This window comes from Actinoplanes hulinensis (genome assembly GCF_019429605.1).
Classification (GTDB): domain Bacteria; phylum Actinomycetota; class Actinomycetes; order Mycobacteriales; family Micromonosporaceae; genus Actinoplanes; species Actinoplanes campanulatus.
In genome coordinates, this window is sequence record NZ_JAHXZI010000002.1 from 365588 (window position 1) to 387963 (window position 22376).

The following is a 22376-nucleotide window of genomic DNA, read 5'->3' on the forward strand; positions in this document are numbered from 1 at the left end:
CGTTTCCGCCGTCCCTCCGCATCGGACGGCAACCGCCCGGACGGGCTGCTAGGGCCGCGGCCGGGAACTCCGCCGCACCCAGCCCTGGCCCTCGACCCACACCCACTGGCCGACCTGATGGCCGTTCGCCAGCAGCGTGGACGTCTTCTCCACCGCCGGCGTCTCGTCCGCGGCCACTCGTGGGGACGGCGTCTTCGACCCCGGCTTGCGGTGCTGGAGGGCGTCGTACCAGTCGCGCATGGTCGGCCGCTGCTTCGCGTCGTCGGAGAAGCTCGCGTCCAGCAGATCGGCGGCGGTGTCGCCGATCCGGGCCTTCAGGACGCCGCGCGCCCGCGCCGGATCCCGGCTCACCGCGCCACCCCGGCCGTTGCTGAGGATGCGCACCGTCATCAGGGCGAACTTGTACACATCCGTGGCCGTCGTCTGGATCGCCCACCGGCTGCGCAGCCGGTCCAGCATCTCCACCGGCGGGGACGGCGAGGACCGGGACGCCCGTTGCAGGGCCGCGCTCGCCAGCAGCGCCTCCGGCGGCTGCCAGTTCGGGGTGTGCGGCTGCATCCCGAACACCGCCCGGTTGCCCTTGATCCGGGCGCTGTCGACATCCACCACCATGATGCTCGGCCGGGCCGGATCCGGATCGTAGATGATGTTGCGGCCGGAGATGTCGCCCACCACCACGTTCTGCTTGTGCATCATTCCGTACGCCGCGGCGATGGCCCGGATCAGCCGGATCCGCGCCGGCAGATCGACCCCCGGCAGACCCTTCCGCGCCGACGTGACGTCGTCGCCGAACAGCGTCTCCACCTCACGCGGCTTCCGGTTCACCCCACCGGCCCGCTTGGTGAACTCCTGGAAATACCGCTCCGGGATCAACCGCATGATCACCCCGTCGGCGCCGCCGGAATCGTCCAGCACCACCGACACCGGCCAGATGATCCGCGCGTCCCACGCCTCCCGCTGCTCCTCCGGCAGCCGCTCCCGGAACCGCACGAAGTTCGACAGACCGGTGCCCAGCGACGGCCCCGCGCTCTGCTTCGTGGCCTCGTTGTACTTCTTGTAGACGAACCGCTCGTCATCCAGGCCCGGCAGCCGCAACTCCGGGGCGAGATAGACGGTCGCCGTGCCGCCGCGGGCCAGCTCGTCCAACCGGCCGAGCTGCCCCGGCGTCAACTCCAGCGGAGCGGTCATCGCCCGCTCCGGACCGGGCCCGGCCACACCACCACGGCCGTACGGTCGTCGGTGAACGTCTTCCGGTAGAACGCCAGATGCTGCGCGAACGCCAGCAGGTCCGGAGGCGTGTGCCATTGGGTGCCGAGGAACCGGCTCACCGCGCCCCGGGCCGCCCCCAGTGGATCACCGAGGCCGTCCGTCATCATGATCAACGGCTGGCCCGGCTCCAGGTAGAACGGCTTCGCCTGCACGTCGGTTTCGGCCGGCAGCGCCTTCACTGAACTGGAGAAGATCGCCTCGCCCTCATTCTTGATCATCGTGAGCGGCAGCCAGTGCCCGTCCTGCACCACGAACGCCGCCGAATCGCCCGCCACATTCGCCAACATCGCCCGGAACGTGCCGTTCGGCGACGGCTCCGTCGCCACCACGAACGCCAGCGCCGTCCCCGACATGATCAGCCGGGCCTGCGCGAACGGCACCGGGTCCGCCGGATCCACCGGCGGCGGCCCACCCCGCTTCTGCGCCGACTTCCGCAGGTACGGCCGGGCCAGCTCACACACCGCGGCGTTCGCCGACCGGACCGCGTCCTTCCACCGGATGCTCCCGATCTCCTCCGGCCAGCGCCCGCTGTCCGCCGACGGCGGCGACGCGATCAGATGATCCACCAGAGCGCGGCTGATCCGCTCACAGATGGCCGCCGCCGCCTCGTGCGAGCGCGTCCCCTGCGACACCCCGTCCGAGATGCACCCCACCAGCCAGTCCTGGTCACGGGTGAAATGCACGGCGTACGCGTCCTGCCGCGGCTCACCACGCTCCTGATGACTGATGCCGCGCACCGACGCGGCACGGTAGGAGATCGAGCCGATCTCCGCCCCGTCGATCACCGTGTCCGGCGGCGGATTACGGAACTTGTGCGGCACCCGCGGCCGCACCGCCGGCTGGTTCCCGGCGTCGCCGACCACCCAGCGGTCGTTCGGATACCGCTCCCACGGCCGGGCCCGATCCTCGCCCTCCTCGGGCCGCCGCGGGGCGGGCGCCGTGTCCCACTCCTCCTCGGGAGCGGTCACCTCACCGGCCTCTTCCTCGTGCCGGAGCGGCTCCTCGTATCCCTGCCCGCCGCCGTCGAGGTGTGGTGGCATCTCGAACGACTCGTACGGATCCTGCGGCGGGGCCGGATTGGCATACCGCGCGTCCTCGTCCGGATCGTCGTACCGATCCATCTCATGTCGGCGGGAGACATACACCTGCCCCTGCGGGCGCCGGGTCGGTGCCGGCACCTCCGGTTCGGGAATCTCCCGGCCGGACGGCCCGTTCTCCGGCGGCTTCTCCCAGGTCTCCTGCCACGACTCCGGCAGGTTCGCCGGGACATGCGGCGCGAACTCCACCCTCGTCGGCTCGGGCTCCTGCGGCTTCCTCCGATTGACCATGCCGATCCGTCGTCCCCGCGCTAGATCCAGTCGTCCAGGTCGTCGTCGTCCGGAGGAACGAATCCGCCCGCCGCACCCGCGTCGTTCACCGATGTCGCCGACGCCACGATGCTGCTGATCAGCACCTCGGCGATCTGCTTGATCGCCGTCGCCGCATCACCGGCTCCGTTGTAGACGTAACTGCGCATCGCTTTGTTGCTCTCCGCCGGCTTCGGCGACACCCACGGATCCAGCACCGCCTTCGACAGCGACGGCGACACCCCGAACGGAATGATGTTGGGACGGCCCCGGAAACCCGGATCGGTCAGATCGCTGAACGCCGCCTGCACATCAGTCATGTTGTCGGTCGGCGCGCCGTCGGTGATGAAGAAGACCGCCGGCCGGTAGACCTTGTAGCCGTCGCTCTTCAACTGCGCCAGATCGTGCTCGATGTCCTTACGGAGCTGGCGGAAAGCGGCCGCATAAGACGTGCCGCCGCGAGCCGTGAAACTCGGAATGTTCTCCACATCCCGCAGATCGCCGAGCGGCAGAACGGTCCGGGCGTCATCGGCGAAGTCGAGCGCCCCGAACCGCACGATGTCACCGAGCGTCGGGCTCTCCTCGATCGTGTCGATGACCTCCGGCAGAATCCGGTTCACCGCGTCCAGTGGCGCGCCGTCCATCGAATACGAGACGTCGACCAGGAGATAGAACGCCAGGGCCAGAACCCTGTCGTCATTTGCTTGTCGTGAGTCGGCCATATCCGCTCCTGCGCTACTAGGTCAGGAATTGTGCTGGCAAAGTCGGGGATCCCGCCCCACGATGAAGATCAATAGCTGCGACGTTGTGCGTGAGCCTATCGAGGCCCGCCCGCCCGATGCCAGATTCGCCCCTCCAGGTCGGACCCCAGCCCGGCGAAATCACCGATTCGGCTGCCGCCGGCCGGACGATCATCCACAAGCTCCGCCGCAACACGTGATCCGCTTTCCCGATCACGGAAACGAGCCGTTTCGGCGCACGTGATCGAGCATCGCCCGGACACCCGCCCTTTGGGACGCGGCCCGCGCCGCCCGGAAACCGTCGCCATAGACCGGCCCCGGATCCTCCGCGATCCGGCGCCGCTCCACCGCCGCCAGCGGATCCGGCTGATCCCGCAACCACGCGTAGGCGAGCAACTGACAGAGGCCCTCCGCCACCGGCGGCGGCAACACCCCGAAACCCTGCTGCGCCAGATAGGCGTGCATCACCTCGTGCGCCACCGTCGAACCGAACTGAACCAACGGCAGATCCCGCACCACCATCAGATCCAGCACCCGGGTGCCCATCGAAATCGTCATACCCAGCGCATTCGCGCCCTCCGGATGGTGGCCGCGCAACTCGTCGCGCGTCACCAGGCGCACCCGCACCGGCGTCGTCGTCCGGATCGACAGCGCCCGGATCCGCTTCGCGATCGGCGGCAGCACCCGCTTCACCGCCGCCTGATCCCGCACCGCCGTCGCCGCGCAACGACCGCACAGCGGAATCTCCATGACCAGCCGCGGATCCGACGGCATGCCACAACACAGGCACGGCCGCTCGCCCGCATGCCGGGCGCAATACGTCTCCCCGGTCGACGCCCGAAAGAACGACGACGTCATCGGCCGGCCGCACACCGAACAGACGTGCACCACCCTCGACGCCAGACGACGATAGGCGGCGAGCCACTCCGCGAACCCCATGACACCTCCGCGCGGCGGTCACGTGAAGTGTGCCCGCCCCGCGCCACCGTCTCAATCGCCCGACTCGTGCTTCAGCAGCCACTCCTTCACCTCGAGACCCCACCGGTAGCCGCCCAGCGAACCGTCCGTCCGCAACACCCGATGGCATGGCGTGAACAGCGCCACCGGATTGCGGGCACACGCCGCCGCGGCCGCCCGCACCGCCGCCGGACGGCCCGACAACTCGGCGAAAGCCGTATAGGTCACCGGGGCACCCGGCTTGATGCTCCGCATCACCCGCCACGCATGCCGCATGAACGCGCCGGCCGTGTGCTGCTCCACCGGCACCGCGTCGATCGCCGTCAGATCGCCGTCGAGATATGCCCGGACGGGCTCGTCGGCCCCGGTGGCGTCGACCGCCTGCGCCGGCTCCCGCAGCATCGGATGCACCAGGCTGAGCAGCTCCGGCACATCGGTCGTGAAACCGGCCGCCCGCACCGCCCCGGCCGGGCTCACCACCAGCGTGAACGGGCCGACCGGGGTGTCCATCGTCGAATAGCTCAACATCGTCTTCTCCTCACGAGGGGCCACCAGCGTGGCGCGTTCTCCGGGGGCGTGGGCGGAAATCCGGTCCGCCTGTGGACAACCGCGGCAGCAGGGCCGCCAATGTGGACAACGGTCCGGCCGGTGCCGGAACGGGGTAGGTTGCTGGTCAGGCCGCGCGCCAGAGACGGATCAACGCGTAGGAACGCCAGGGACGCCAGCGTTCCGCGTGTTCGGCGAGGGCTCTGGCCGTGTCCGGCAGGCCGAGTGCCGCGGCGCCGCGGCGGGCGGCCAGGTCGGTCGCCAGGAAGATGTCCGGGTCACCGATGGCGCGCATGGCGATGTAACCGGCAGTCCAGGGGCCGATGCCGGGCAGGTCGGTCAGGCGGGCGGCGGTCTCGGCGCGGTCGGCGCCGGGGTCCAGGTCGAGCTTGCCGTCGGCGACCGCCCGGGCCAGGGCGCGGATGGTGTCGCGGCGGGCGGCCGGCATGCCGAAGGCATCGTCAGGCAGTTCGTTGATGGTGTGCGCGTCCGGGAAGCCGGCCAGGCGGCCGGAGGCGCTATCGGTTCGGGGAGAGGGGGAGCGCGATGCCGCGGCAGCACGCAGCATCCGTCCCAGTGTCGTCCGGGCTCCCGCCACGCTCACCTGCTGTCCCACCACCGCCCGGACAGCCATCTCGAACCCGTCCACGGCCCGGGGCACCCGCACCCCCGGCTCCGCCGCCACGACCTCCCGCAGCCCTGGGCCGGCCCCCAGCATCCCGTCCACGGCCACCGGGTCGGCGTCGAGGTCGAACAACCGCCGGCACCGCGCCACCGCCGGCGCCAGGTCCCGCACATCCTCGAGCCGCAGAGTCGCGTGCACCCACCGGTCTCCCGGCCGCAGCGCGACCTCCGCGCCGCCGTGCGGCAGGTTCAGCCCTCGCCGGTACGTCTGCCCGTCCACTTCGTCCACCCCCGGCAGGGTCCGGGCCGCGAAGAACGACAGCAGCGCCCCGGCATGCAACGGACTCCGGTAGGCGAGCCGCAGGTTGACCACCCCGGCCTCGCCCCGTTCCGCCGGCCGCCGTTCCCGCAGCTGGCTGGGCGCCTGCGCGTACACCTCGAGCATGGTGTCGTTGAACTGCCGCACACTTCCGAACCCGGCCGCGAACGCGATCTCCGCGAGCCCCAGGTCGGTCGTCTCGACGAGGATCCGCGCGGTCTGGGCACGCTGGGCCCGGGCGAGCGCGAGCGGCCCGGCCCCGAGTTCGGCGGTGAGCATCCGGTTGAGGTGCCGTTCGGTGTAGCCGAGCCGCCCGGCGAGTCCGGGCACTCCTTCCCGGTCGACGATGCCGTCGCCGATGAGCCGCATGGCCCGTCCGACGGTGTCGGCGCGGCTGTCCCATTCCGGTGAGCCGGGGGCGGCGTCGGGCCGGCACCGTCGGCAGGCCCGGTAGCCGCCGCGCTGTGCGGCGGCCGCGCTGGCGTAGAACGAGACGTTCTGCCGTTTGGGGGTGACGGCCGGGCAGGACGGCCGGCAGTAGATGCCGGTGGTGCGTACGGCCGTGTAGAAGCACCCGTCGAACCGCTGGTCGCGGCTGTCGACGGCCCGGTAGCAGCGTTCGAAGTCCAGCTCCATGCCGTCGAGTCTGCCCCCGCGCCGAACCATCCGGCTGGCGGGATTCGGACATGAAGGATGCTGTCAACTGAGGTTGACGAACGTCGTGGCTGTCAACTACGGTTGACGGCATGAAGGTGATGGTGGCAAGGACGGACATCCGGTGGCGCGCCCTCGGTGGCGGCCCCAAGGTCGTGCTCCTGCACGGCGGCATGCAGACCTCGGCGAATTTCACGAAACTGGCCCAGGCCCTCGCGCCCGAATTCACCGTCTACGTCCCGGACCGGCGCGGCCGTGGGCTCAGCGGTCCGGCCGCTCCCGGCCACGGCCTGCGCGCCGAGATCGACGACCTGGCGGCGCTGCTCGACGAGACCGGGGCGCGCAACGTCTTCGGCCTCAGCTCGGGCGCGGTGATCGCGCTGCGCGCGGCCATGGAGCTGCCGATCGTCCGGCTCGCGCTCTACGAGCCGCCGCTCAAGCACGGTGACCACGATCCGGTGGCCTGGCTGCCGAGGTTCGAGAAGGAGCTGTCCCGGGGCCGGCGGGCCGCCGCGTTCGTCACCGTCGCGAAAGGCACAGGCGATTTCCGGTACGCGCCTCGCGCGGCCCTGATCCCGATGGCCGGCCTGGCCCTCCGTGCCGGGGAGGGCCGCCGGATCGGTGACCTGGTCCCGACGATGCGCCTGGACGCGGCGGTCGTCGAGGACGCGGCCGGCCCGCTGAGCACCTATGCGGGCGTCACCGCGGAGACGCTCCTGCTGGGTGGCGAGCGCTCCCCGGCGTACCTCAAAGGGGTCTTGAACGGCCTCGAGCCGGTCCTGCCGCGAGTGCGCCGGGTGACCCTGACCGGCGTGGGCCATGTCGCCGCGGACAACAGCGGCCGGCCCGGGCTGGTCGCTGCCGAACTGCGGAAGTTCTTCCGATAGCCACTGCGTAGACTGGCGTTCCGTGAGCCTCACCATCGGAATCGTCGGCCTGCCCAACGTCGGCAAGAGCACCCTGTTCAACGCCCTGACCAAGAACGACGTGCTCGCCGCGAACTACCCGTTCGCGACGATCGAGCCCAACGTCGGCGTGGTGGGCCTGCCCGACGAGCGGCTCGGGAAGCTGGCCGAGCTGTTCGGCAGTGAGAAGATCCTGCCGGCGCCGGTGAGCTTCGTCGACATCGCCGGCCTGGTCCGCGGCGCGTCGAAGGGGCAGGGCCGGGGCAACGCGTTCCTCGCGAACATCCGTGACGCGTCGGCGATCTGCCAGGTGGTGCGGGCCTTCTCCGACCCGAACGTGCTGCACGTCGACGGCAAGGTGTCGCCCTCCGACGACATCGAGACGATCAACACCGAGCTGATCCTGGCCGACCTCCAGACGGTCGAGAAGGCGCTGCCCCGCCTGCAGAAGGAGGCCAAGCTCAAGAAGGAGAAGGCCGCCACGGTGGCCGCCGCCGAGGCCGCGTTCAAGCTGCTCAACGACGGGGTCACCCTCTATCAGGGCGCCGGCGCCGCCGGCATCGACCTGGACCTGCTGGGCGAGCTGCACCTGCTCACGACCAAACCCTTCCTGTACGTGTTCAACGTCGACGAGGCCGAACTGGGCAACGAGGCGTTCCTGGACGAGCTGCGCGCCCTGGTCGCCCCCGCCGAGGCGGTCTTCATGGACGCGAAGATCGAGTCCGAGCTGATCGAACTCGACGACGACGAGGCCCTGGAGCTGCTCCAGTCGACCGGCCAGTCGGAGCCTGGCCTGAACCGGCTGATCCGCGTCGGGTTCGACACCCTGGGCCTGCAGACCTACCTCACGGCCGGCCCGAAGGAGGCCCGCGCCTGGACGGTCCCGGTCGGCGCGACCGCCCCCGAGGCCGCCGGTGTCATCCACTCCGACTTCCAGCGTGGCTTCATCAAGGCTGAGATCGTCAGCTTCGACGACCTGATGGCGGCCGGTTCGATGTCGGCAGCGAAGGCCGCCGGCAAGGTCCGCATGGAGGGCAAGGACTACGTCATGAAGGACGGCGACGTCGTCGAATTCCGCTTCAACGTCTAGATCGTGGCCCTTTTCCTACTCGTTTGACACACTCGGATAATGGGCGAGACGGTCTACAGCATCGGGGAAGGTCCGGCGACGCGGGTGAGCCTGTCGCTGCCGGAGGGGACCGCCGAGGCGATTCGGGCGCGGGTCGGCAAACGGGAGTTTTCCGCGTTCATCGCCGAGGCGGTCGAGCGGGAGTTGCGCGGGCAGGTGCTTGACGAGTACCTGGCGGATTACGAGAGCCGCAAGGGGCCGGTTTCCGAGAAGGCTCGTCAGCGGGCGCGGCAGATCTTCGACGAGGTGTTCGCCGAGGAGGGCGCATGGCCCGCCGCAAGCTGATCCACCAGGGGACGTTGATCCTCGACAGCGAGGGGCTCTCGAACCTGCTCGCCGACGACGAGCAGGTGGTGGCGATGATCGCCGAGGCGCGCTCGCGTGGCATGGAAGCCGTGATCAGCGCACTCACCATCATCGAGGCCGTCCATGCCCGCACCCACAAGGCTCGCCTGAGCTGGGTGCTATCCGGGTTACGCGTGATCCCGGTGGGCGAGGAGGAAGCGAGGGCGGCGTCGAAGCTGCTGATGGGTGCCGGTCTGCATGGGCACAAGTATGCGATCGATGCAGCGGTCGCCGAGGCCGCGTTGCGTCAGCACCGGCCCGTGGTCATGTTGACCTCCGACATCGGCGACATGGCCAAGCTCTGCGGCGATCGTGTCCGACTGGTGGCGGTTTGAGTCCGCCTACGGCGACCCTGGCGTAAGACGGAACCTGGTCGAGTTGCGCTTCGACCTGTGAGGGGATGCCGCCGGGGCCGGGTGCGTGCCCGGCCCCGGCGGCAACGGTCTCAGAAGAGGTTGGCGCCTGTACCGAAAATCGCGCGGCCGGCATCGCCGAGGTCGACGAACTTGAGGCCGTCAGGGTCGCTGAACAGCATGAAAAGGGGCATGAACATTGCTGACTCCTTGGTCGGCTGTAGATTCCGAGCCAATTTCATGTTGAAGCAGCCGACGTGGCCCCCATTTCGGTGGGAGATCACGCTTTAGGGCGAACCTGGCGCATTCGGTGCACAGGAGCGTCATAACGGGGTTCTTGGGTGCTGGTGGGCGGCTGTCATGGGCCGGATGGGGTGAGCCCGTCCAGGTCGATCGTGATGTCGAAGGGCGCCGGGCTGTGCAGGGTTCCGCGGAAGATGCCGGTGGGGGCGTAAGCGCGGGTCGGTTGATCTAGTTCGTAGGCGTGGACGACCGGTCTGCCGTCCTCCTCCTCGACGCGCCAGTAGTGCGGGATTCCTGACTCCGCGTATTTGCGGAGTTTGACAGTGCGATCTCGGTGGGCGGATTCGGGGGAGACGACCTCGATGACCAGTCGCACGACGTCGGGCGTGAAGTAGGTGCGGCCGGGGTCGTAGGCGGCGGTGGTCACCACGACATCCGGCTCCGGCCGATTGCGTTCGTCGAGCCGGATCGTCATCTCCTGGTCGACCTCGAGACCTGCCGGCGCCTGTGCCGCGAGCTCGTGTTTGAGAGCGGAGACAGTGCGGCTGTGCCAGGCGCGCTGCGGGGACATCATGAAGACGAGCGCTCCGTCGATGAGTTCGGTGTGGCGGGGGGCCTCGGGGAGGCGGTCCAGGTCGTCGGCGAACCAGCCTTCCGCGCGTGGCGGGCGCATCCAGTCGGGCAGCGCTGTCATAGGACTAGGTTAGCGAACCAGTGATGCCCAGGGAGCGCTCGTAGCGAATCGAGAGATCGGAGCCGATGTACGCGACGAGTCTGATCTTCTGGGTGACCAGAGGCTCACGCCCGGCGCGGGCGCTACGGCCGGGACCAGCGGTGAGGCCGCTTCATTGGTACGGCGGCTTCTCCCGTAGACGTACCGGAAATGGTTTCAGCGGAGCGCCGGGAAGATCGTGCCCGCGATGATCAAGCCCGCCAGGGCCCCGGCCACCACCTGGGCGGGAGTGTGCGCGGTGAGCCGGACCCGAGCCCAGCAGCCGAGCAGCACCAGCGGGGTGCCGATGAGGACGACCGGGCCGTAGACCGCGGTGAGCGCGGTGAGCGTGCCGGCGGCGACGCCGGCGTGGATGGACATCTTCCACCAGTGGGTGACCAGGGCGAACACGGCCAGACCGGCGCCGCCCGCGGTGAGCAGGGCGAGCACCTCGCGCGGGGCGCCGAGCGCGAGCATCACCAGCAGGCCGGCGATGAGCGAGGCGGTGCCGAACAGCAGCGGGATCCGCCGGGCGGCGCGTTCCGGGATGTGGTGGTTGGTGAGCCGTCCCTTGCGGACGCCGTGCAGCACGTAGCCGAGCGGGATCACCGCGGCGAAGAGCGCTCCGGGCAGGCCCCACCAGCGGGAGACGCCAGGGGTGTCGCCGGCGTGCCAGCCGACGGTCAGCAGCAGCACGGCCACCAGGACCGCGGGGGCCAGCACCTCGGAGACGACGGTGGCGAGCCGGTCCAGAGCGTTCCGGCGATCTTCGGCGACGGCGTTGATCACGTCACCATCATCGCAACAGCTGCCATATAACCCGCAAAACACCGGTTACAAGGCGTTTTGCCGCGGAGCGAAGCGGAGCCATCAGGCTCAGTCATCAGGTCCGGTCATAGCTTGGAAGGCGGTGGCCAGCGCTTTCAGGTCGAGGTCGCCGAGGTGATCGAAGATGTGGCGGCGGACGCTGGCCAGATGGGTGGGCCAGGCCTCGCGTAGGCGGGCCAGCCCCTTCTCGGTGAGGACGGCGTTGGCGCCGCGGGCATCCTCCTGACAGCGGATCCGGCGCAGATGGCCGAGCGACTCGAGTTTCGCGGCGAGCCGGGTCATCCCGCTCAGTGACATGTCACACGCGGTGGCCAGCTCGCTCATCCGCATCAGCTGTCCGGGGGTCTCGGAGAGGTGGCGCAACACCGCGTACTCGCTGGCGGACATGCGCTGCTCGCGCATCAGATCAGCGTCCAGCGCACGCGGCATGACCAGCAGGAACCGGCCGAGCGCCCGCATCACGGCCTCCTCGTCCGGGCTGAGCGGTACGGGGCCGGTCGGGGACATGGAATCGATCGTACGGCGGGGCGCGAACCACTCTGCGCCTCGCCGGGGCAACGCGTGAGCCCGGTCGCGGGCTGCGCGGGTCCCCGATTCGGGTGACCGCGGGAGACTTGCCTGCGCGCCGGGGCAAGTAACAATGCTTTGGTGCAAAACCAGACAACTAGTGACTCTTGGCAGCATCTGCTCGAAATGCCACGAAAGTCTTGGTGGGCCCAGCTGCCGTTCGGTGTCCGGATGGCCGCCGGTGCGGGCGCGCTGTTCGTGCTCGTCGGCGGCGGAGCGGCGGGGATCTCCACGATGACCACCCCGGACGGGACGCCGGTCGCGGCCACCGCCGAGGCGGCCCTCCAGCCGGACCCGGGCGCCGCCCGGCTGGAGGAGGACCCGGAGGTGGTCAGCCGTGCCGCGGCCGCCGCCCAGCCGCTGCCCAAACGCCACGGCCACACCCCGGCGGCGCCGGTCCCCTCCGGGAAGCCGGCCGGCACCGACCAGCTGAGCCGCGCCCGGGTCGCCGACGAGCGCGCCGACCGGACCGGGCCGCGGCCCGCGCACACCAGCGTGAAGCGCGCCGGCCGGGACCGGCGGGAACCGGCCGCCGGCCCGGTCGTCACCACCCGCACCGACGAACAGACCCGGCCCATCCCGTTCCGGACGAAGGTGGTCCGCGATCCGGCGCTGCCGCGTGGCACCCGGTTCGTGCGGTCGCCGGGCGCGCCCGGTGTGGAGACCGCGCGGTACCTGGTCACCCTCACCGACGGAAAGCAGACCGCGCGCCGGCTGCTCGGCAGGACCGTCACGCGGAAACCGGAGAACCGGGTCGTGGTCTTCGGCGCCTTCCACAAGCCGGACCTGGACGCGGCTTGCGAGCAGGCGATGGCTCTCTGCGTGCCGATGGGGCGTACCGCGGTGTGCCCGCCGGAGGCCACCCCCGGCCCGGCGGTGACGGTGGCGGCGACGCCGTCGCCCGGGACCGTCGTGACCGAGGAGGACCTGCTGGCCGCCGGGGAGGAGTTGCTCGACGGCGTACTCCTGGAACCCGCCTCCCTGTGCTGACCGCCGCGAGGTGATGATCGGGGACATGGGACTGACCGATGCCCGTCTGGGCGAGCTGGCCGAGCACCTCGTCACCGTGCCCGGCGTGGTCGGGGTGCTGCTCGGCGGAAGCCGGGCCCGTGGCACGCACACTCCGGACTCCGACACCGACCTCGGCCTGTACTACCGGGGGCCGCTGGACACCGGCCGCCTCGGCGAACTCGCCGCGGAGGTGGCCGGCCCGGGCGCCCGGGTCACGGCGACCGGCGAGTGGGGGCCGTGGGTGGACGGTGGCGGCTGGCTGACCGTCGACGGCGGCCCGGTGGACTGGATCTACCGGGACGTCGACCGGGTCCGGGCCTGCTGGGCCGACGCCGAGCGGGGCCGGTACGCGTTCCACGTCCAGGCCGGCCATCCGTTGGGCGTGACCGACTTCTCGTACCCCGGTGAACTGGCATCCGGCCGCATCCTGGCCGATCCCTCCGGTGAGCTGGCCGATCTCCGGGCGGGGATGCGGGTCTATCCGAGGCCGTTGGCCGAGGCCCTGGTGGCCGGGCTGTGGGAGGCCGACTTCCTGGTCGGGCTGGCCCGCAAGGCGGTGTCCCGCGGCGACAGCGCGTACGTCGCGGGGTGCCTGTTCCGGATGGCCGGGGTGCTGGCACACGCGCTGCACGGCGCGGCCGGCCACTGGCTGATCAACGAGAAGGGCGCGGTCGCCGCGGCGGCCGCGCTGCCCGGGGCGCCGGCCCGGTTCAAGACCCGGATGGACGCCGTGTTCGCCACGGTGGACGGCGATCCGGTACGCCTCGCCGCCGCGATCGATCTGGCCGCCGATCTGGTCCTGGAGACCACCGACGCGTGCGCGACGATGTTGCGGTGACCTGCGGTTCTGTGGACTCCGCTGCCGCCCGCCTGCCGGCTCGCTAGGCTGAAGTCGAAAATCCGCAACCCGGAGGCGACCGGCTCCGTTGTGACTTCGGAGTCCATTCGTAGGTGTGAGGAGAACCATGTCCGGCAAGGGCGGCGAAGGCGGTAGCTGACGTTGACGTGGGTCTCCGTCCCCGGTCAGTGCAGAGCGACCGTGGCGAGGCCCACCAGCACCGCCGACAGGAGCATCGCCACCGCGAAGACGGTGTTGTGACCGAGCAGGATCGCCCGCCGACGGGGTTGACCGCCCTCACCACCGCCCGGCGCCGGGACCGGATCCAGGTCGTGACCGAAGAGTTCCGGCCGATATCTCCGGGTCAACGGCCTCGTCAGATGGGTGAGCACCGGTGATCGCCTCCGGGGGTCGAGGATCGAACGGCGTTACTCGATCGATTGCGATGACTCCCGGTAGCATGCGGCGGGCCGGAATCGGCGAGCAATGGCTACTCGTCAGTAACCGTCGTGGGTGGGCCGGTCTGGCATGGTCGTTCCCCTGATCGGTCACCGGATATCGGGCGAACAGGCGTCCCGTGCCGTGACCATTCACTCCATGTGAGGATTTGTCGGTAACGCTCACTTCGCCATCATTAGGGCGATGCCGGAGACACCATCGACGTATCACGCACTGTTCAGGGGCACCCTGAACGCCTCGGTCGTGCTCATCGGTCTGGCATCAGGTGTCGCGCAGCTGGCCGAGATACCCACCCGGATCGGCCAGTGGGCGCTCACCGCGATATCCCTCGCCTGCCTGCTCTACTTCGTGGTCCGCCTGTGGCAGCTCGCCTTCGTGGTCCGGATCCGCGACCTGAAGGCCGACCTGCGGGAGACCACCAGCCGGCTCGCCCTCCAGCAGGCCGGGCACCAGCACTACCTGGACGCCATCCAGCGGATCAGCGACCGGGAGAAGCCGCTCTTCACGGAGACCCTCGAGGTGCTCGTCGCGATCGGCGCCGACGACGACAGCGACCGCATCGTGGAGAAGCGGGTCACCACCCCGGAACCGCTGGTCACCCACCGGACCATGCGCCCGATCGTGCCCACCGACACCGACCGGCTGGCCCGCCTCGACGAGATCTCGTTCAAGACGCTGCGGCCGGTCGGCGGCACCATCACCGCGCTGCCCCTGGAACAGACCCGGCTGCTGCGGGTCTGGCTCATCTTCGACCCGGCGATGACCACGCCGACCGAGTGGCAGGTCGAGTACCGCCCCCGGGGACTGTGGCGGCCACTGCGCGAACGCGGCTGGGACCAGCTGGTCTGGGAGGACCGCCTGCCCACCGCGAGCGGCACCCCGTCCGCCTTCACCCGCTTCCAGGTGACCTTCAGCTTCCCGGACAGTGATCAGCCGCCCAGCGTCAAGGAACGACAGGGGTACGGCCAGATGAGCGAACCCGAGCGCGACGCCCGCGGCCGGTGGGAGGTGGTGTGGCGGGACGAGAAACCCGCCGGCCGCCGCTACGTCTGGGATCTCACGCAGGCGGTCGGCGGGCACTGAACCCGGTCAGGAGGCGTGCGACAGGATCAGGTTGTGCACGTGGTGGGCCTTGTCGGAGCCACGGAACTCGATCTCGTACACGTGGGTGCCGACGGTGATGCCGATCGTGCCGGACGAGAAGAACTGGCCGGCCCAGCTCTTGTTGCTGATCACGCTGACGCTGCTCACCTTGGAGTAGGGGATGCTGGTGATCGCGAAGCGCTTACCGACGAAGGACTTGTCCTGGATGATGATCCGCCGGCTGGTGAGACCGATGAAGCCGGTCCCGGCGCCGATCGCGTCGTAGACCGCGATGATCTGCTCGCCATCCAGCAGACCGCTCTGGATCTGCTCGAACTGGCCCTTGTTGTCGTACGCCACGTCAGTCATATGGCGCAGCGTAATCCGCCCGTTCTACGGCCTTCCGACCACGGTGCGGTAGAAATCCTCGATCCGGGCCGCCAGGGTGACCTCACCGTCGGTGATGGTCGAACCGTCCTGCGGGCCCAGGCAGATCTGAGTGTGACCGTTGACGCGCCGGATGGTCGGCCTGATGTGAAGAGTGTCCGCCGCGACCTTGATCCGCTCGGTCAACGCGGCGTGCTGACTGTCGTCACATGCCAGATCCCGGCGGAGCTGCACCCCGTCACGGGTCCATCCGCTCAGTAGAGCAAGGGCGTCGCTGAGATAATCCGCGCCGGAGTCCCGGCGTTTTCTGGCCCGCACTGCCGCACCCCCCCTAGCGTCGTTGCCGGCTTGTGGCCGAACTGTCGCCGTGTCGTCATGGTCGGTGCTCCACAGTTTCGTCCGTCCGGACACTCGTGTCCACGGCCACATATCCGTGATTGCGTGACGATCAGGGCACCAGTGGGCAACCTGAACGCCGAACTTCTGTGCGATCTTTGATCGCATGCGGCCCGAACAGTACGTCAAGCGCCACCCGTCACCCAGGGTGATCGTGGCTGCTGTGATCATTACCGCCGGCCGGGTGCTGGCCTGCGAGCGCAGCTCCCCGCCGGAGGCGGCCGGACGGTGGGAGTTCCCGGGTGGCAAGGTCGAGCCGGGGGAGACCGAGCGGCAGGCGCTGGCCCGGGAGTGTGCCGAGGAGCTGGGCGTCCGGGTGGAGGTCGGCGACCGGGTCGGCCCGGACGTGCCGCTGGCCCACGGCCGGGCCGTGCTCCGCGTCTACGCCGCCACCCTGCTCGGTGGCGACGTGCCGGAGGCGCTGGAGCACCGCTCCATGCGCTGGCTGACCGTGGACCAGCTGGACAGCGTCCCGTGGCTGCCCGCCGACGTGCCGATCGTGGCGGAGCTGCCGCCACTGCTCAAGGTCTAGGAGTACTGCTTACGCAGCTCCCGCTTGAGCACCTTCATGCTCGGGCCGAGCGGCAGCGACTCGGTGAACCGCACCTGACGCGGGTACTTGTGCTTGCCGAGCCGTTCCTTCGACCACTCGATGAGTTCGGCCTCGGTCAGGCTGTTCTCCTCAGGTTTGGGGTCCTCCAGCACCACGACCGCACAGATCTCCTCACCCAGGGTCTCGTCGGCCACACCGATCACCGCGACCTGCTGGATCGACGGGTGCCGGGCCAGCACCTCCTCGACCTCGCGCGGGTAGACGTTGAAGCCGCCGCGGATGATCAGGTCCTTGGTGCGGTCGACGATGCTGATGAAGCCGTTCTCGTCCCGTACGCCCAGGTCGCCGGTGCGGAACCAGCCGTCGATCAGGGCCTCGGCGGTCGCCTCCGGGCGGTTCAGGTAGCCGCCGAAGACGTTGTGGCCGCGGATCACGATCTCGCCCAGTTCGCCGTCCGGCAGGAACTCGATCCGCTCCGGCACCTCCGGCCGGGCGATCTCCACCTCGACACCCCAGATCGGGTGCCCGACCGTACCGGGCTTCGCCCCGAACGCCGGCTGGTTGGTGGTCGCCGTCGGGGAGGTCTCGCTCAGCCCGTACCCCTCCCAGATCGTCGAGCCGAAGGCTCCCGCGAATTTCTCCAGAACCGCGACCGGCAGCGAGGCGCCACCGGAGACGCAGAGCTTGAGCCGCGGCAGGGTCTCCGCCTTGCCCGCCGCCTCCAGCAGGCCGATGTACATGGTCGGCACGCCGTGGAAGATCGTCACCTTCTCCTTGAGCATCAGCTCGATCGCCGCCTCACCGGTGAACCGGGGCAGCAGCACCAGCGTCCCGCCGAGCCGGAAGGTCGCGTTCATCCCGACCGTCTGGCCGAACGTGTGGAACAGCGGCAGACAGCCGAGAACCACGTCGTCACCGGTCAGCGGGTGGACGTCGAACACGTTCACGGCCGCGTTCATGACCAGGTTGAGGTGCGTCAGCATGGCGCCCTTGGGCTTGCCCGTCGTCCCGCTGGTGTAGAGGATCACCGCGACGTCCTCGGCCTCGCGGGTCACGTAGGTCCGCAGCGGCTCCACCGTCGCCGAGATCTCCTCCAGGCGCGGCGGGTACTGCGGCAGATCGGCCGGGAGCGGGCCGACGTTGACCAGTTCGGTACCGGCCGCGGCCGCCGCGGGAGCGCCCGCCGCCAGGAACGCCGAGTGGGTGACCAGCAGCTTCGCGCCGCTGTCGGCCAGCACGTAGCCGACCTCCTCGGCGTTGAGCAGCAGCGAGACCGGCACGATCCGGGCGCCGACGGCCAGCGCGGCGAAGTAGACCCGGGGGAAGTCGCCCACGTTGGGGATCATGATCGCCACGGTGTCGCCCGGCCCGACGCCCAGTTCGCGCAGGCCCGCCGCGTACGAGCGGGTCTGCGCCCACAGCTCGCGATAGGTGATGCGCTCCCCGCCGGCGTCGACGATCGCCACCTTCTCGGGGTACCGGCGCGCGGCCTCGGCCAGAACGGTGGCGAGGGATAGCGTCGTCATGATGATCTCCCTAAGTGATGTACGTCGCAGCTGTGCTTAAACTAGCGGCGTAAGTTTTTACACGTCCAGTGCTGATTTCGGTTTTCTCGCAGGGAGTACTCATGGCCCGGCCCCGGCAGGCGCTGCTCACCAAGGAGCGCATCGTCGAGGCGGCGGCCGCCCTGATCGACGCCGAAGGGCTGGAGGCGTGCTCGATGCGGCGCCTCGCCACCGAACTGGGAGTGCAGGGCCCGTCGCTCTACAACCACTTCGCCACCAAGGCGGAGATCGTCGACGCGGTCGCCGAGGCGGTGGTCGCGCAGGTCGACATCTCGGTGTTCCACGGCAACGACTGGCGTGAGGCGCTGCGGCTGTGGGCGAAGTCGTACCACGCGGTCCTCGCCGCGCACCCGAACATCGTGCCGGTGCTGGCCACCGGTCCCGGCCGCCGCCCGGCCGGGCTGGCCATGGCCGAGGCGGTCTACGGCGCGCTGATCGACGCAGGCTGGTCACGGGCCAGGGCCACCCACATCGGAGCCCTGATGCGCTACCTGATCACCGGCTCCGCACTGGGCTCCTTCGCCCTCGGCTTCGACGCCGACCCGGAGCTGTACGACCACTATCCACACCTGCACCGCGCCCACGAACTCGCGGCCCACCGGGACGCGGTCGACGAGGGCGCCTTCCAACTCGGGCTGGATCTCCTGATCACCAGCCTGTCCGACCGCTACGACCTGGGGGTACGCCGATGACGCCGGTCCACCGTGACGAGCTCTGGATCGGGGGCGCGTGGGTGCCCCCGGAATCCAGCGAACGGATCGGAGTGGAGAACCCGTACACCGAGGAGGTGTTCGGGCACGTGCCGGCCGGCACGGCCGAGGACGTCAACCTCGCCGTCTCGGCGGCCCGGGCCGCCCTGCCCGGCTGGGCGAACCTGCCGGCCGCCGAGCGCGGCGCGGCCCTCGGGCGCCTGCACCGGGCGCTCGCGGCCCGCGCCGACGAGATCGCCCGGATCGTCGGCCTCGAACTGGGCACACCGCTCAAGATCGCCAAGGCGGTCCAGGCGGGCCTGCCGCTCACCGTCCTCGCGGGGTACGCCGAACTCGCCGCCCAGCCGTGGGCGGAGGAGACGATCGGCAACTCCCTGGTGGTGCACGAGCCGGTCGGCGTGATCGGCGCCATCACCCCGTGGAACTACCCGCTGCACCAGGTCATCGCCAAGGTCGGCGCGGCCCTGGCGGCCGGGAACACGGTGGTGCTCAAGCCCAGCGAGATGACCCCCCTCGTGGCGTTCCTGCTCGCCGACGCGGCCGCCGAGGCGGACCTGCCGCCCGGCATCCTCAACCTGGTCAGCGGCACCGGCCCGGTGGTCGGCGCGGCCATCGCCGGGCACCCGGACATCGACATGGTGTCGTTCACCGGCTCCACGGCGACCGGCCGGGCGATCAGCCACGCCGCCGCCGACCGCGTCGCCCGGGTGTCGCTGGAGCTGGGCGGCAAGTCCGCCAACGTCATCCTGGAGGGCGCCGACCTGGTCAAGGCGGTCAAGGTCGGCGTCGGCAACGCCTTCCTCAACTCCGGCCAGACCTGTACGGCGTGGACCCGCATGCTGGTCCACCGGGTCCACTACGACGAGGCCGTCGAACTCGCCGCCAAGACGGCCGCCGGCTACACCCTCGGCGACCCGTTCGACCCGGCCACCCGGCTCGGCCCGCTCGCCTCGGCCGTCCAGCGGGACCGGGTCCGCGGGTTCATCGAACGGGCCTCCGCCCGCCTCGTCGCCGGTGGGCTGGACGCGCCGGTGCCCGCCACCGGCCACTTCGTCGCGCCGACCGTCTTCGCCGACGTCGACCCGGACAGCGAACTGGCCCAGGAGGAGATCTTCGGCCCGGTCCTGTCGATCATCGGCTTCGATTCCGACGACGAGGCCGTCGCGATCGCCAACAATTCGAGGTACGGCCTGGCCGGCGCCGTCTGGGGCAGCGACGAGCGGGCCCTGGCCGTGGCGCGACGGCTGCGTACCGGCGCGGTCGACGTCAACGGCGGGGCGTTCAACCCGTTCGCCCCGTTCGGCGGCTACAAGCAGTCCGGTATCGGTCGTGAGCTGGGCGCGTACGGCCTGGCCGAATTCCAGCAGGTGAAGGCGATCCAACAATGAGCGAGCTTGCGAGCGAATCATTCGGCACAGTTGGCAACTCATCGCGACGCCGGAGCGAAGCGGAGGGGGCGCGATGAGCCACTACATTCGGGGCCTGGTCGTTCGTAGTGCGGGCGTTCCGGCTGAGCTTGTCGAGCTGCGGCTGCCCGAGATCGGGCCGGGCCAGGTGCGGGTCAAGGTCCGTGCGGCCGGTGTCTGCCACTCCGACCTTTCCATGATCAACGGTACGCTGCGCCCGCCGCACCCGCTCGTGCTCGGTCACGAGGCGGCCGGCGAGGTGGTCGAGGTCGGCGAACACGTCACCCGCACCCGGGTGGGCGACCACGTGGTCCTCAACTGGCAGCCGGCCTGCCGGACCTGCTGGTTCTGTGAGCACGGCCAGCCGTGGCTGTGCAGCACCTCGTCCGGCGTCGCGGCCCTGGAGAACGGGCTCACCCTGGACGGGGCGCCGGTCCACGTCACCCTTGGGCTGGGCGCCTTCGCGGAACAGGTGGTGGCCCCGGAGAACGCGGTCATTCCCGTACCGAAGGAACTGAATTTCGAAGTGGCGGCCCTGCTCGGGTGCTCGGTGCTCACCGGCAGCGGCGCGGTCCGCAACACCGCCCAGGTCCAGCCGGGCGAATCGGTGCTGGTCATCGGCCTCGGCGGGGTCGGCCTGTCCGCGGTCGCCGCGGCCCGCGCGGCCGGTGCCGGCAAGGTCATCGCCGTCGACGTCACCGAGGCGAAGAAGGGCCTGGCCGAGGCGGCCGGCGCCACCGACTTCGTGGTCTCCTCGGACAGCCTGTCCAAGGAGATCCGCAACCTGACCGGCAAGCTCGGCGCCGATCACGCCATCGAATGCGTCGGCCGCGCGTCGACCATCCGCGCCGCGTGGCGCGCCACCCGGCGCGGCGGCCAGGTCACCGTGGTCGGCATGGGCGCGGCCGACGACATGGTCCAGCTGGGCGCGCTCGACATCTTCTCGTCGGCGCGGACGCTCAAGGCATCGGTGTACGGCCAGGCCGACACCGACATCGAGGTGCCGGCCCTGGCCCGCGACGTCCTCGACGGCAAACTCGACCTGGACCACCTGATCACCGACCGGATCACCCTGGCGGAGGTCCCGGCCGCTTTCGACCGCATGTCCCGCGGCGAGGGCGCCCGCTCCGTAGCCCTCCTCTGACCGCCGAAAGGGTGGGCCCCGCCGCTCGGTGGCTCACCCTTTCGGGGGAACATCGGCCAGGGGTGATTGATATCGTGATATCACTGCCTGCATGCCGGAGGTCGCCATGCCGAACATTCTCATCCGGGACCTGAGCCAGGAAGCCGTCGACCGGATCGACGCCGCTGCGGCACGGCTCGGGCTGTCGCGAAACGAATACCTTCGCCGTAGGTTCGAGGAAGGCATCCCCCCGGCCGAACGCACGGTGACCGCTGCGGACTGGGACCGATCCGCCGAGGTCTTCGCGGACCTGGACGATCCCGACGTGATGGAGTCGGCGTGGCGGTGACGAGCTGGTTGATCGACAAGTCCGCCTATGTCCGCCTGCAAACCGGCCTGGTAGCGAACCGGGACGAGTGGAGCGCCCGGATCGGCCGTGGACTGGTGCGGCTCTCCACGATCACCCGGCTCGAGCTCGGCTACTCGGCGCGCTCGGGTGAGGCCGGCCGGCGACAGTTCGCACGCCCACCGCTGTCATACATGCCGGTCGAATACCTGACGCCCGCCATCGAGGACAGGGCCCTGGAAGTGCAGATGATCCTCGCTGACCGAGGCCAGCACCGGGCCCCGTCGATTCCGGACCTGCTCATCGCGGCGACCGCTGAGAAGGCCGGCCTGACCGTGCTCGCGGTGGACAAGGATTTCGAGCTCATCGCCACGATCACCGGTCAACCGGTGGAATCCCTGGTCGGCTGATCGCGCGGACCGCTGCCGATCGTCCGGAGCCGACCACGTCGCGGCCGGCTCCGGGCGATCTCAAGCCGCGTCGGACCGGGCGTTTTCGTCGGTCTCGGTGCTGCGCAGAATGTAGAGATCGTCGCCGAAGACGGCGGCGATCTGGAGATGACCCCCGAGCGCCTGAACATAGCGTGCGATGGCATCGACGGTGGACACGTCGCCGTTCTCGATCTGCGAGACCCGGCCCTTGGTGACACCCATCCGTTCGGCCACCTCCGCCTGGGTGAACCCGAACGCCTTACGACGTTCGGCGAGACGGTAGCCGTCGATGTAGGCCTGCTGGCGGCGGCGAGCCTCGGTGATTCGCTCCTCGCCACCCGCCTTCTCGACGAACTCGGCGCGGACGTCCTTCCACAGCGGGAATTCGGTCATCGGTTTCGCTCCTCGTCTTGGCGTTCTTGCCCGTCCTCGGCGAGCCGGTCGATGGCCGCTGTTATCTGGTCGTATGAACCTGCGTCCAGGGTTTCGGCCCAGGCCAGGAATTCATGCGTAACTCGGATCTCCCACTCC

At 70.0% G+C, this 22376-nt stretch carries 27 protein-coding genes; 13 read left to right on the forward strand and 14 right to left on the reverse strand.

Translation table 11 applies throughout. The features are described 5' to 3' along the window. Nucleotides 1-48: 48 nt before the first annotated feature. The 6 genes from KZ829_RS05465 to KZ829_RS05490 all read right to left on the reverse strand — a co-directional run bounded on the left by KZ829_RS05465 (nt 49) and on the right by KZ829_RS05490 (nt 6437). Nucleotides 49-1188 carry a protein kinase family protein gene (locus tag KZ829_RS05465; RefSeq protein WP_220142721.1) on the reverse strand — a complete coding sequence of 380 codons (1140 nt, stop codon included), beginning with the start codon at nt 1186-1188 and terminating at the stop codon, nt 49-51. Beyond that, nucleotides 1185-2597, reverse strand: a complete 1413-nt coding sequence (locus KZ829_RS05470; RefSeq protein WP_220142722.1) for a protein phosphatase 2C domain-containing protein — start codon at nt 2595-2597, stop codon at nt 1185-1187. Before KZ829_RS05470 ends, KZ829_RS05465 begins: the two co-directional genes overlap by 4 nt. Before the next feature lie 20 nt (nt 2598-2617). Continuing rightward, nucleotides 2618-3337, reverse strand: coding sequence for a vWA domain-containing protein (locus KZ829_RS05475; protein ID WP_183222681.1), 720 nt, complete (start codon nt 3335-3337; stop codon nt 2618-2620). Between the two features lie 231 nt (nt 3338-3568). Beyond that, complete coding sequence (locus tag KZ829_RS05480; RefSeq protein WP_220142723.1) at nt 3569-4294, reverse strand: protein DA1; 726 nt, start codon at nt 4292-4294, stop codon at nt 3569-3571. 51 nt (nt 4295-4345) lie between these two features. Then, nucleotides 4346-4840, reverse strand: coding sequence for a methylated-DNA--[protein]-cysteine S-methyltransferase (locus tag KZ829_RS05485; RefSeq protein ID WP_220142724.1), 495 nt, complete (start codon nt 4838-4840; stop codon nt 4346-4348). A gap of 145 nt (nt 4841-4985) precedes the next feature. Beyond that, nucleotides 4986-6437, reverse strand: a complete 1452-nt coding sequence (locus KZ829_RS05490) for an AlkA N-terminal domain-containing protein (RefSeq protein WP_220142725.1) — start codon at nt 6435-6437, stop codon at nt 4986-4988. A gap of 110 nt (nt 6438-6547) precedes the next feature. Here KZ829_RS05490 and KZ829_RS05495 point away from each other — a divergent pair, with 110 nt between their 5' ends. Genes KZ829_RS05495 through KZ829_RS05510 form a run of 4 tightly spaced genes read left to right on the forward strand, consistent with a single transcriptional unit; the run spans nt 6548 to nt 9169 of the window. Further along, nucleotides 6548-7342: an alpha/beta fold hydrolase gene (locus KZ829_RS05495; RefSeq protein ID WP_220142726.1), complete on the forward strand. Its 795-nt coding sequence runs from the start codon at nt 6548-6550 to the stop codon at nt 7340-7342. 22 nt (nt 7343-7364) lie between these two features. Next, entirely contained in the window at nt 7365-8450 is a 1086-nt protein-coding gene (gene ychF / locus KZ829_RS05500; protein ID WP_220142727.1) for a redox-regulated ATPase YchF, read from the forward strand. Between the two features lie 39 nt (nt 8451-8489). Next, nucleotides 8490-8774, forward strand: coding sequence for a hypothetical protein (locus tag KZ829_RS05505; protein WP_220142728.1), 285 nt, complete (start codon nt 8490-8492; stop codon nt 8772-8774). Next, nucleotides 8756-9169 carry a hypothetical protein gene (locus KZ829_RS05510; protein WP_220142729.1) on the forward strand — a complete coding sequence of 138 codons (414 nt, stop codon included), beginning with the start codon at nt 8756-8758 and terminating at the stop codon, nt 9167-9169. The genes KZ829_RS05505 and KZ829_RS05510 overlap by 19 nt, the downstream gene beginning before the upstream one ends. Before the next feature lie 376 nt (nt 9170-9545). On the opposite strand, the gene KZ829_RS05515 is transcribed toward KZ829_RS05510, so the two are convergent. The 3 genes from KZ829_RS05515 to KZ829_RS05525 form a co-directional block, all read right to left on the reverse strand. After that, on the reverse strand, nt 9546-10124 hold the full coding sequence (locus KZ829_RS05515) for a Uma2 family endonuclease (protein WP_220142730.1): 579 nt from the start codon (nt 10122-10124) through the stop codon (nt 9546-9548). A 195-nt stretch (nt 10125-10319) separates the two neighbouring features. After that, nucleotides 10320-10931 (reverse strand): phosphatase PAP2 family protein, encoded by a 612-nt coding sequence (locus tag KZ829_RS05520; RefSeq protein WP_308285350.1) that lies wholly within the window; start codon nt 10929-10931, stop codon nt 10320-10322. An 87-nt stretch (nt 10932-11018) separates the two neighbouring features. Beyond that, a complete protein-coding gene (locus KZ829_RS05525) occupies nt 11019-11477 on the reverse strand; it encodes a MarR family winged helix-turn-helix transcriptional regulator (protein ID WP_220142731.1) in 459 nt (152 codons plus the stop codon). Nucleotides 11478-11663: 186 nt separating this feature from the next. On the opposite strand from KZ829_RS05525, the gene KZ829_RS05530 reads away from it, so the two are divergent. After that, nucleotides 11664-12527, forward strand: coding sequence for a G5 domain-containing protein (locus KZ829_RS05530; RefSeq protein ID WP_220142732.1), 864 nt, complete (start codon nt 11664-11666; stop codon nt 12525-12527). 25 nt (nt 12528-12552) lie between these two features. Next, entirely contained in the window at nt 12553-13386 is an 834-nt protein-coding gene (locus KZ829_RS05535; RefSeq protein WP_220142733.1) for a nucleotidyltransferase domain-containing protein, read from the forward strand. 185 nt (nt 13387-13571) lie between these two features. On the opposite strand, the gene KZ829_RS05540 is transcribed toward KZ829_RS05535, so the two are convergent. Next, complete coding sequence (locus KZ829_RS05540) at nt 13572-13778, reverse strand: hypothetical protein (RefSeq protein ID WP_183222695.1); 207 nt, start codon at nt 13776-13778, stop codon at nt 13572-13574. Between the two features lie 250 nt (nt 13779-14028). On the opposite strand from KZ829_RS05540, the gene KZ829_RS05545 reads away from it, so the two are divergent. Then, the gene (locus KZ829_RS05545; protein WP_183222696.1) at nt 14029-14928 is read left to right on the forward strand and encodes a hypothetical protein; all 900 of its coding nucleotides are present in this window, start codon (nt 14029-14031) and stop codon (nt 14926-14928) included. A 6-nt stretch (nt 14929-14934) separates the two neighbouring features. On the opposite strand, the gene KZ829_RS05550 is transcribed toward KZ829_RS05545, so the two are convergent. Together KZ829_RS05550 and KZ829_RS42705 are read right to left on the reverse strand one after the other, a co-directional pair. Then, the gene (locus KZ829_RS05550; RefSeq protein WP_220142734.1) at nt 14935-15297 is read right to left on the reverse strand and encodes a PH domain-containing protein; all 363 of its coding nucleotides are present in this window, start codon (nt 15295-15297) and stop codon (nt 14935-14937) included. 24 nt (nt 15298-15321) lie between these two features. Further along, nucleotides 15322-15633 carry a 4a-hydroxytetrahydrobiopterin dehydratase gene (locus KZ829_RS42705; protein WP_183222698.1) on the reverse strand — a complete coding sequence of 104 codons (312 nt, stop codon included), beginning with the start codon at nt 15631-15633 and terminating at the stop codon, nt 15322-15324. 184 nt (nt 15634-15817) lie between these two features. On the opposite strand from KZ829_RS42705, the gene KZ829_RS05560 reads away from it, so the two are divergent. Next, on the forward strand, nt 15818-16243 hold the full coding sequence (locus tag KZ829_RS05560; RefSeq protein ID WP_220142735.1) for a (deoxy)nucleoside triphosphate pyrophosphohydrolase: 426 nt from the start codon (nt 15818-15820) through the stop codon (nt 16241-16243). On the opposite strand, the gene KZ829_RS05565 is transcribed toward KZ829_RS05560, so the two are convergent. Further along, nucleotides 16240-17790 carry a long-chain-fatty-acid--CoA ligase gene (locus KZ829_RS05565; protein WP_220142736.1) on the reverse strand — a complete coding sequence of 517 codons (1551 nt, stop codon included), beginning with the start codon at nt 17788-17790 and terminating at the stop codon, nt 16240-16242. The two genes, KZ829_RS05560 and KZ829_RS05565, sit on opposite strands and share 4 nt — an antisense overlap. A gap of 101 nt (nt 17791-17891) precedes the next feature. Between KZ829_RS05565 and KZ829_RS05570 the strand changes: the two genes are divergently transcribed. The 5 genes from KZ829_RS05570 to KZ829_RS05590 all read left to right on the forward strand — a co-directional run bounded on the left by KZ829_RS05570 (nt 17892) and on the right by KZ829_RS05590 (nt 21824). After that, nucleotides 17892-18521, forward strand: coding sequence for a TetR/AcrR family transcriptional regulator (locus KZ829_RS05570; protein ID WP_220142737.1), 630 nt, complete (start codon nt 17892-17894; stop codon nt 18519-18521). Next, a complete protein-coding gene (locus KZ829_RS05575) occupies nt 18518-19927 on the forward strand; it encodes an aldehyde dehydrogenase family protein (RefSeq protein WP_220142738.1) in 1410 nt (469 codons plus the stop codon). The genes KZ829_RS05570 and KZ829_RS05575 overlap by 4 nt, the downstream gene beginning before the upstream one ends. 73 nt (nt 19928-20000) lie before the next feature. After that, nucleotides 20001-21089 (forward strand): alcohol dehydrogenase catalytic domain-containing protein, encoded by a 1089-nt coding sequence (locus KZ829_RS05580; RefSeq protein ID WP_220142739.1) that lies wholly within the window; start codon nt 20001-20003, stop codon nt 21087-21089. A gap of 106 nt (nt 21090-21195) precedes the next feature. Continuing rightward, nucleotides 21196-21417: a type II toxin-antitoxin system VapB family antitoxin gene (vapB, locus tag KZ829_RS05585; protein ID WP_220142740.1), complete on the forward strand. Its 222-nt coding sequence runs from the start codon at nt 21196-21198 to the stop codon at nt 21415-21417. Continuing rightward, the gene (locus KZ829_RS05590; RefSeq protein ID WP_308285351.1) at nt 21414-21824 is read left to right on the forward strand and encodes a PIN domain nuclease; all 411 of its coding nucleotides are present in this window, start codon (nt 21414-21416) and stop codon (nt 21822-21824) included. The genes vapB and KZ829_RS05590 overlap by 4 nt, the downstream gene beginning before the upstream one ends. Nucleotides 21825-21884: 60 nt before the next feature. Here the strand turns inward: KZ829_RS05590 and KZ829_RS05595 are convergent, their stop codons facing one another. Then, the gene (locus KZ829_RS05595) at nt 21885-22238 is read right to left on the reverse strand and encodes a helix-turn-helix domain-containing protein (protein WP_220142742.1); all 354 of its coding nucleotides are present in this window, start codon (nt 22236-22238) and stop codon (nt 21885-21887) included. Nucleotides 22239-22376: the final 138 nt, after the last annotated feature.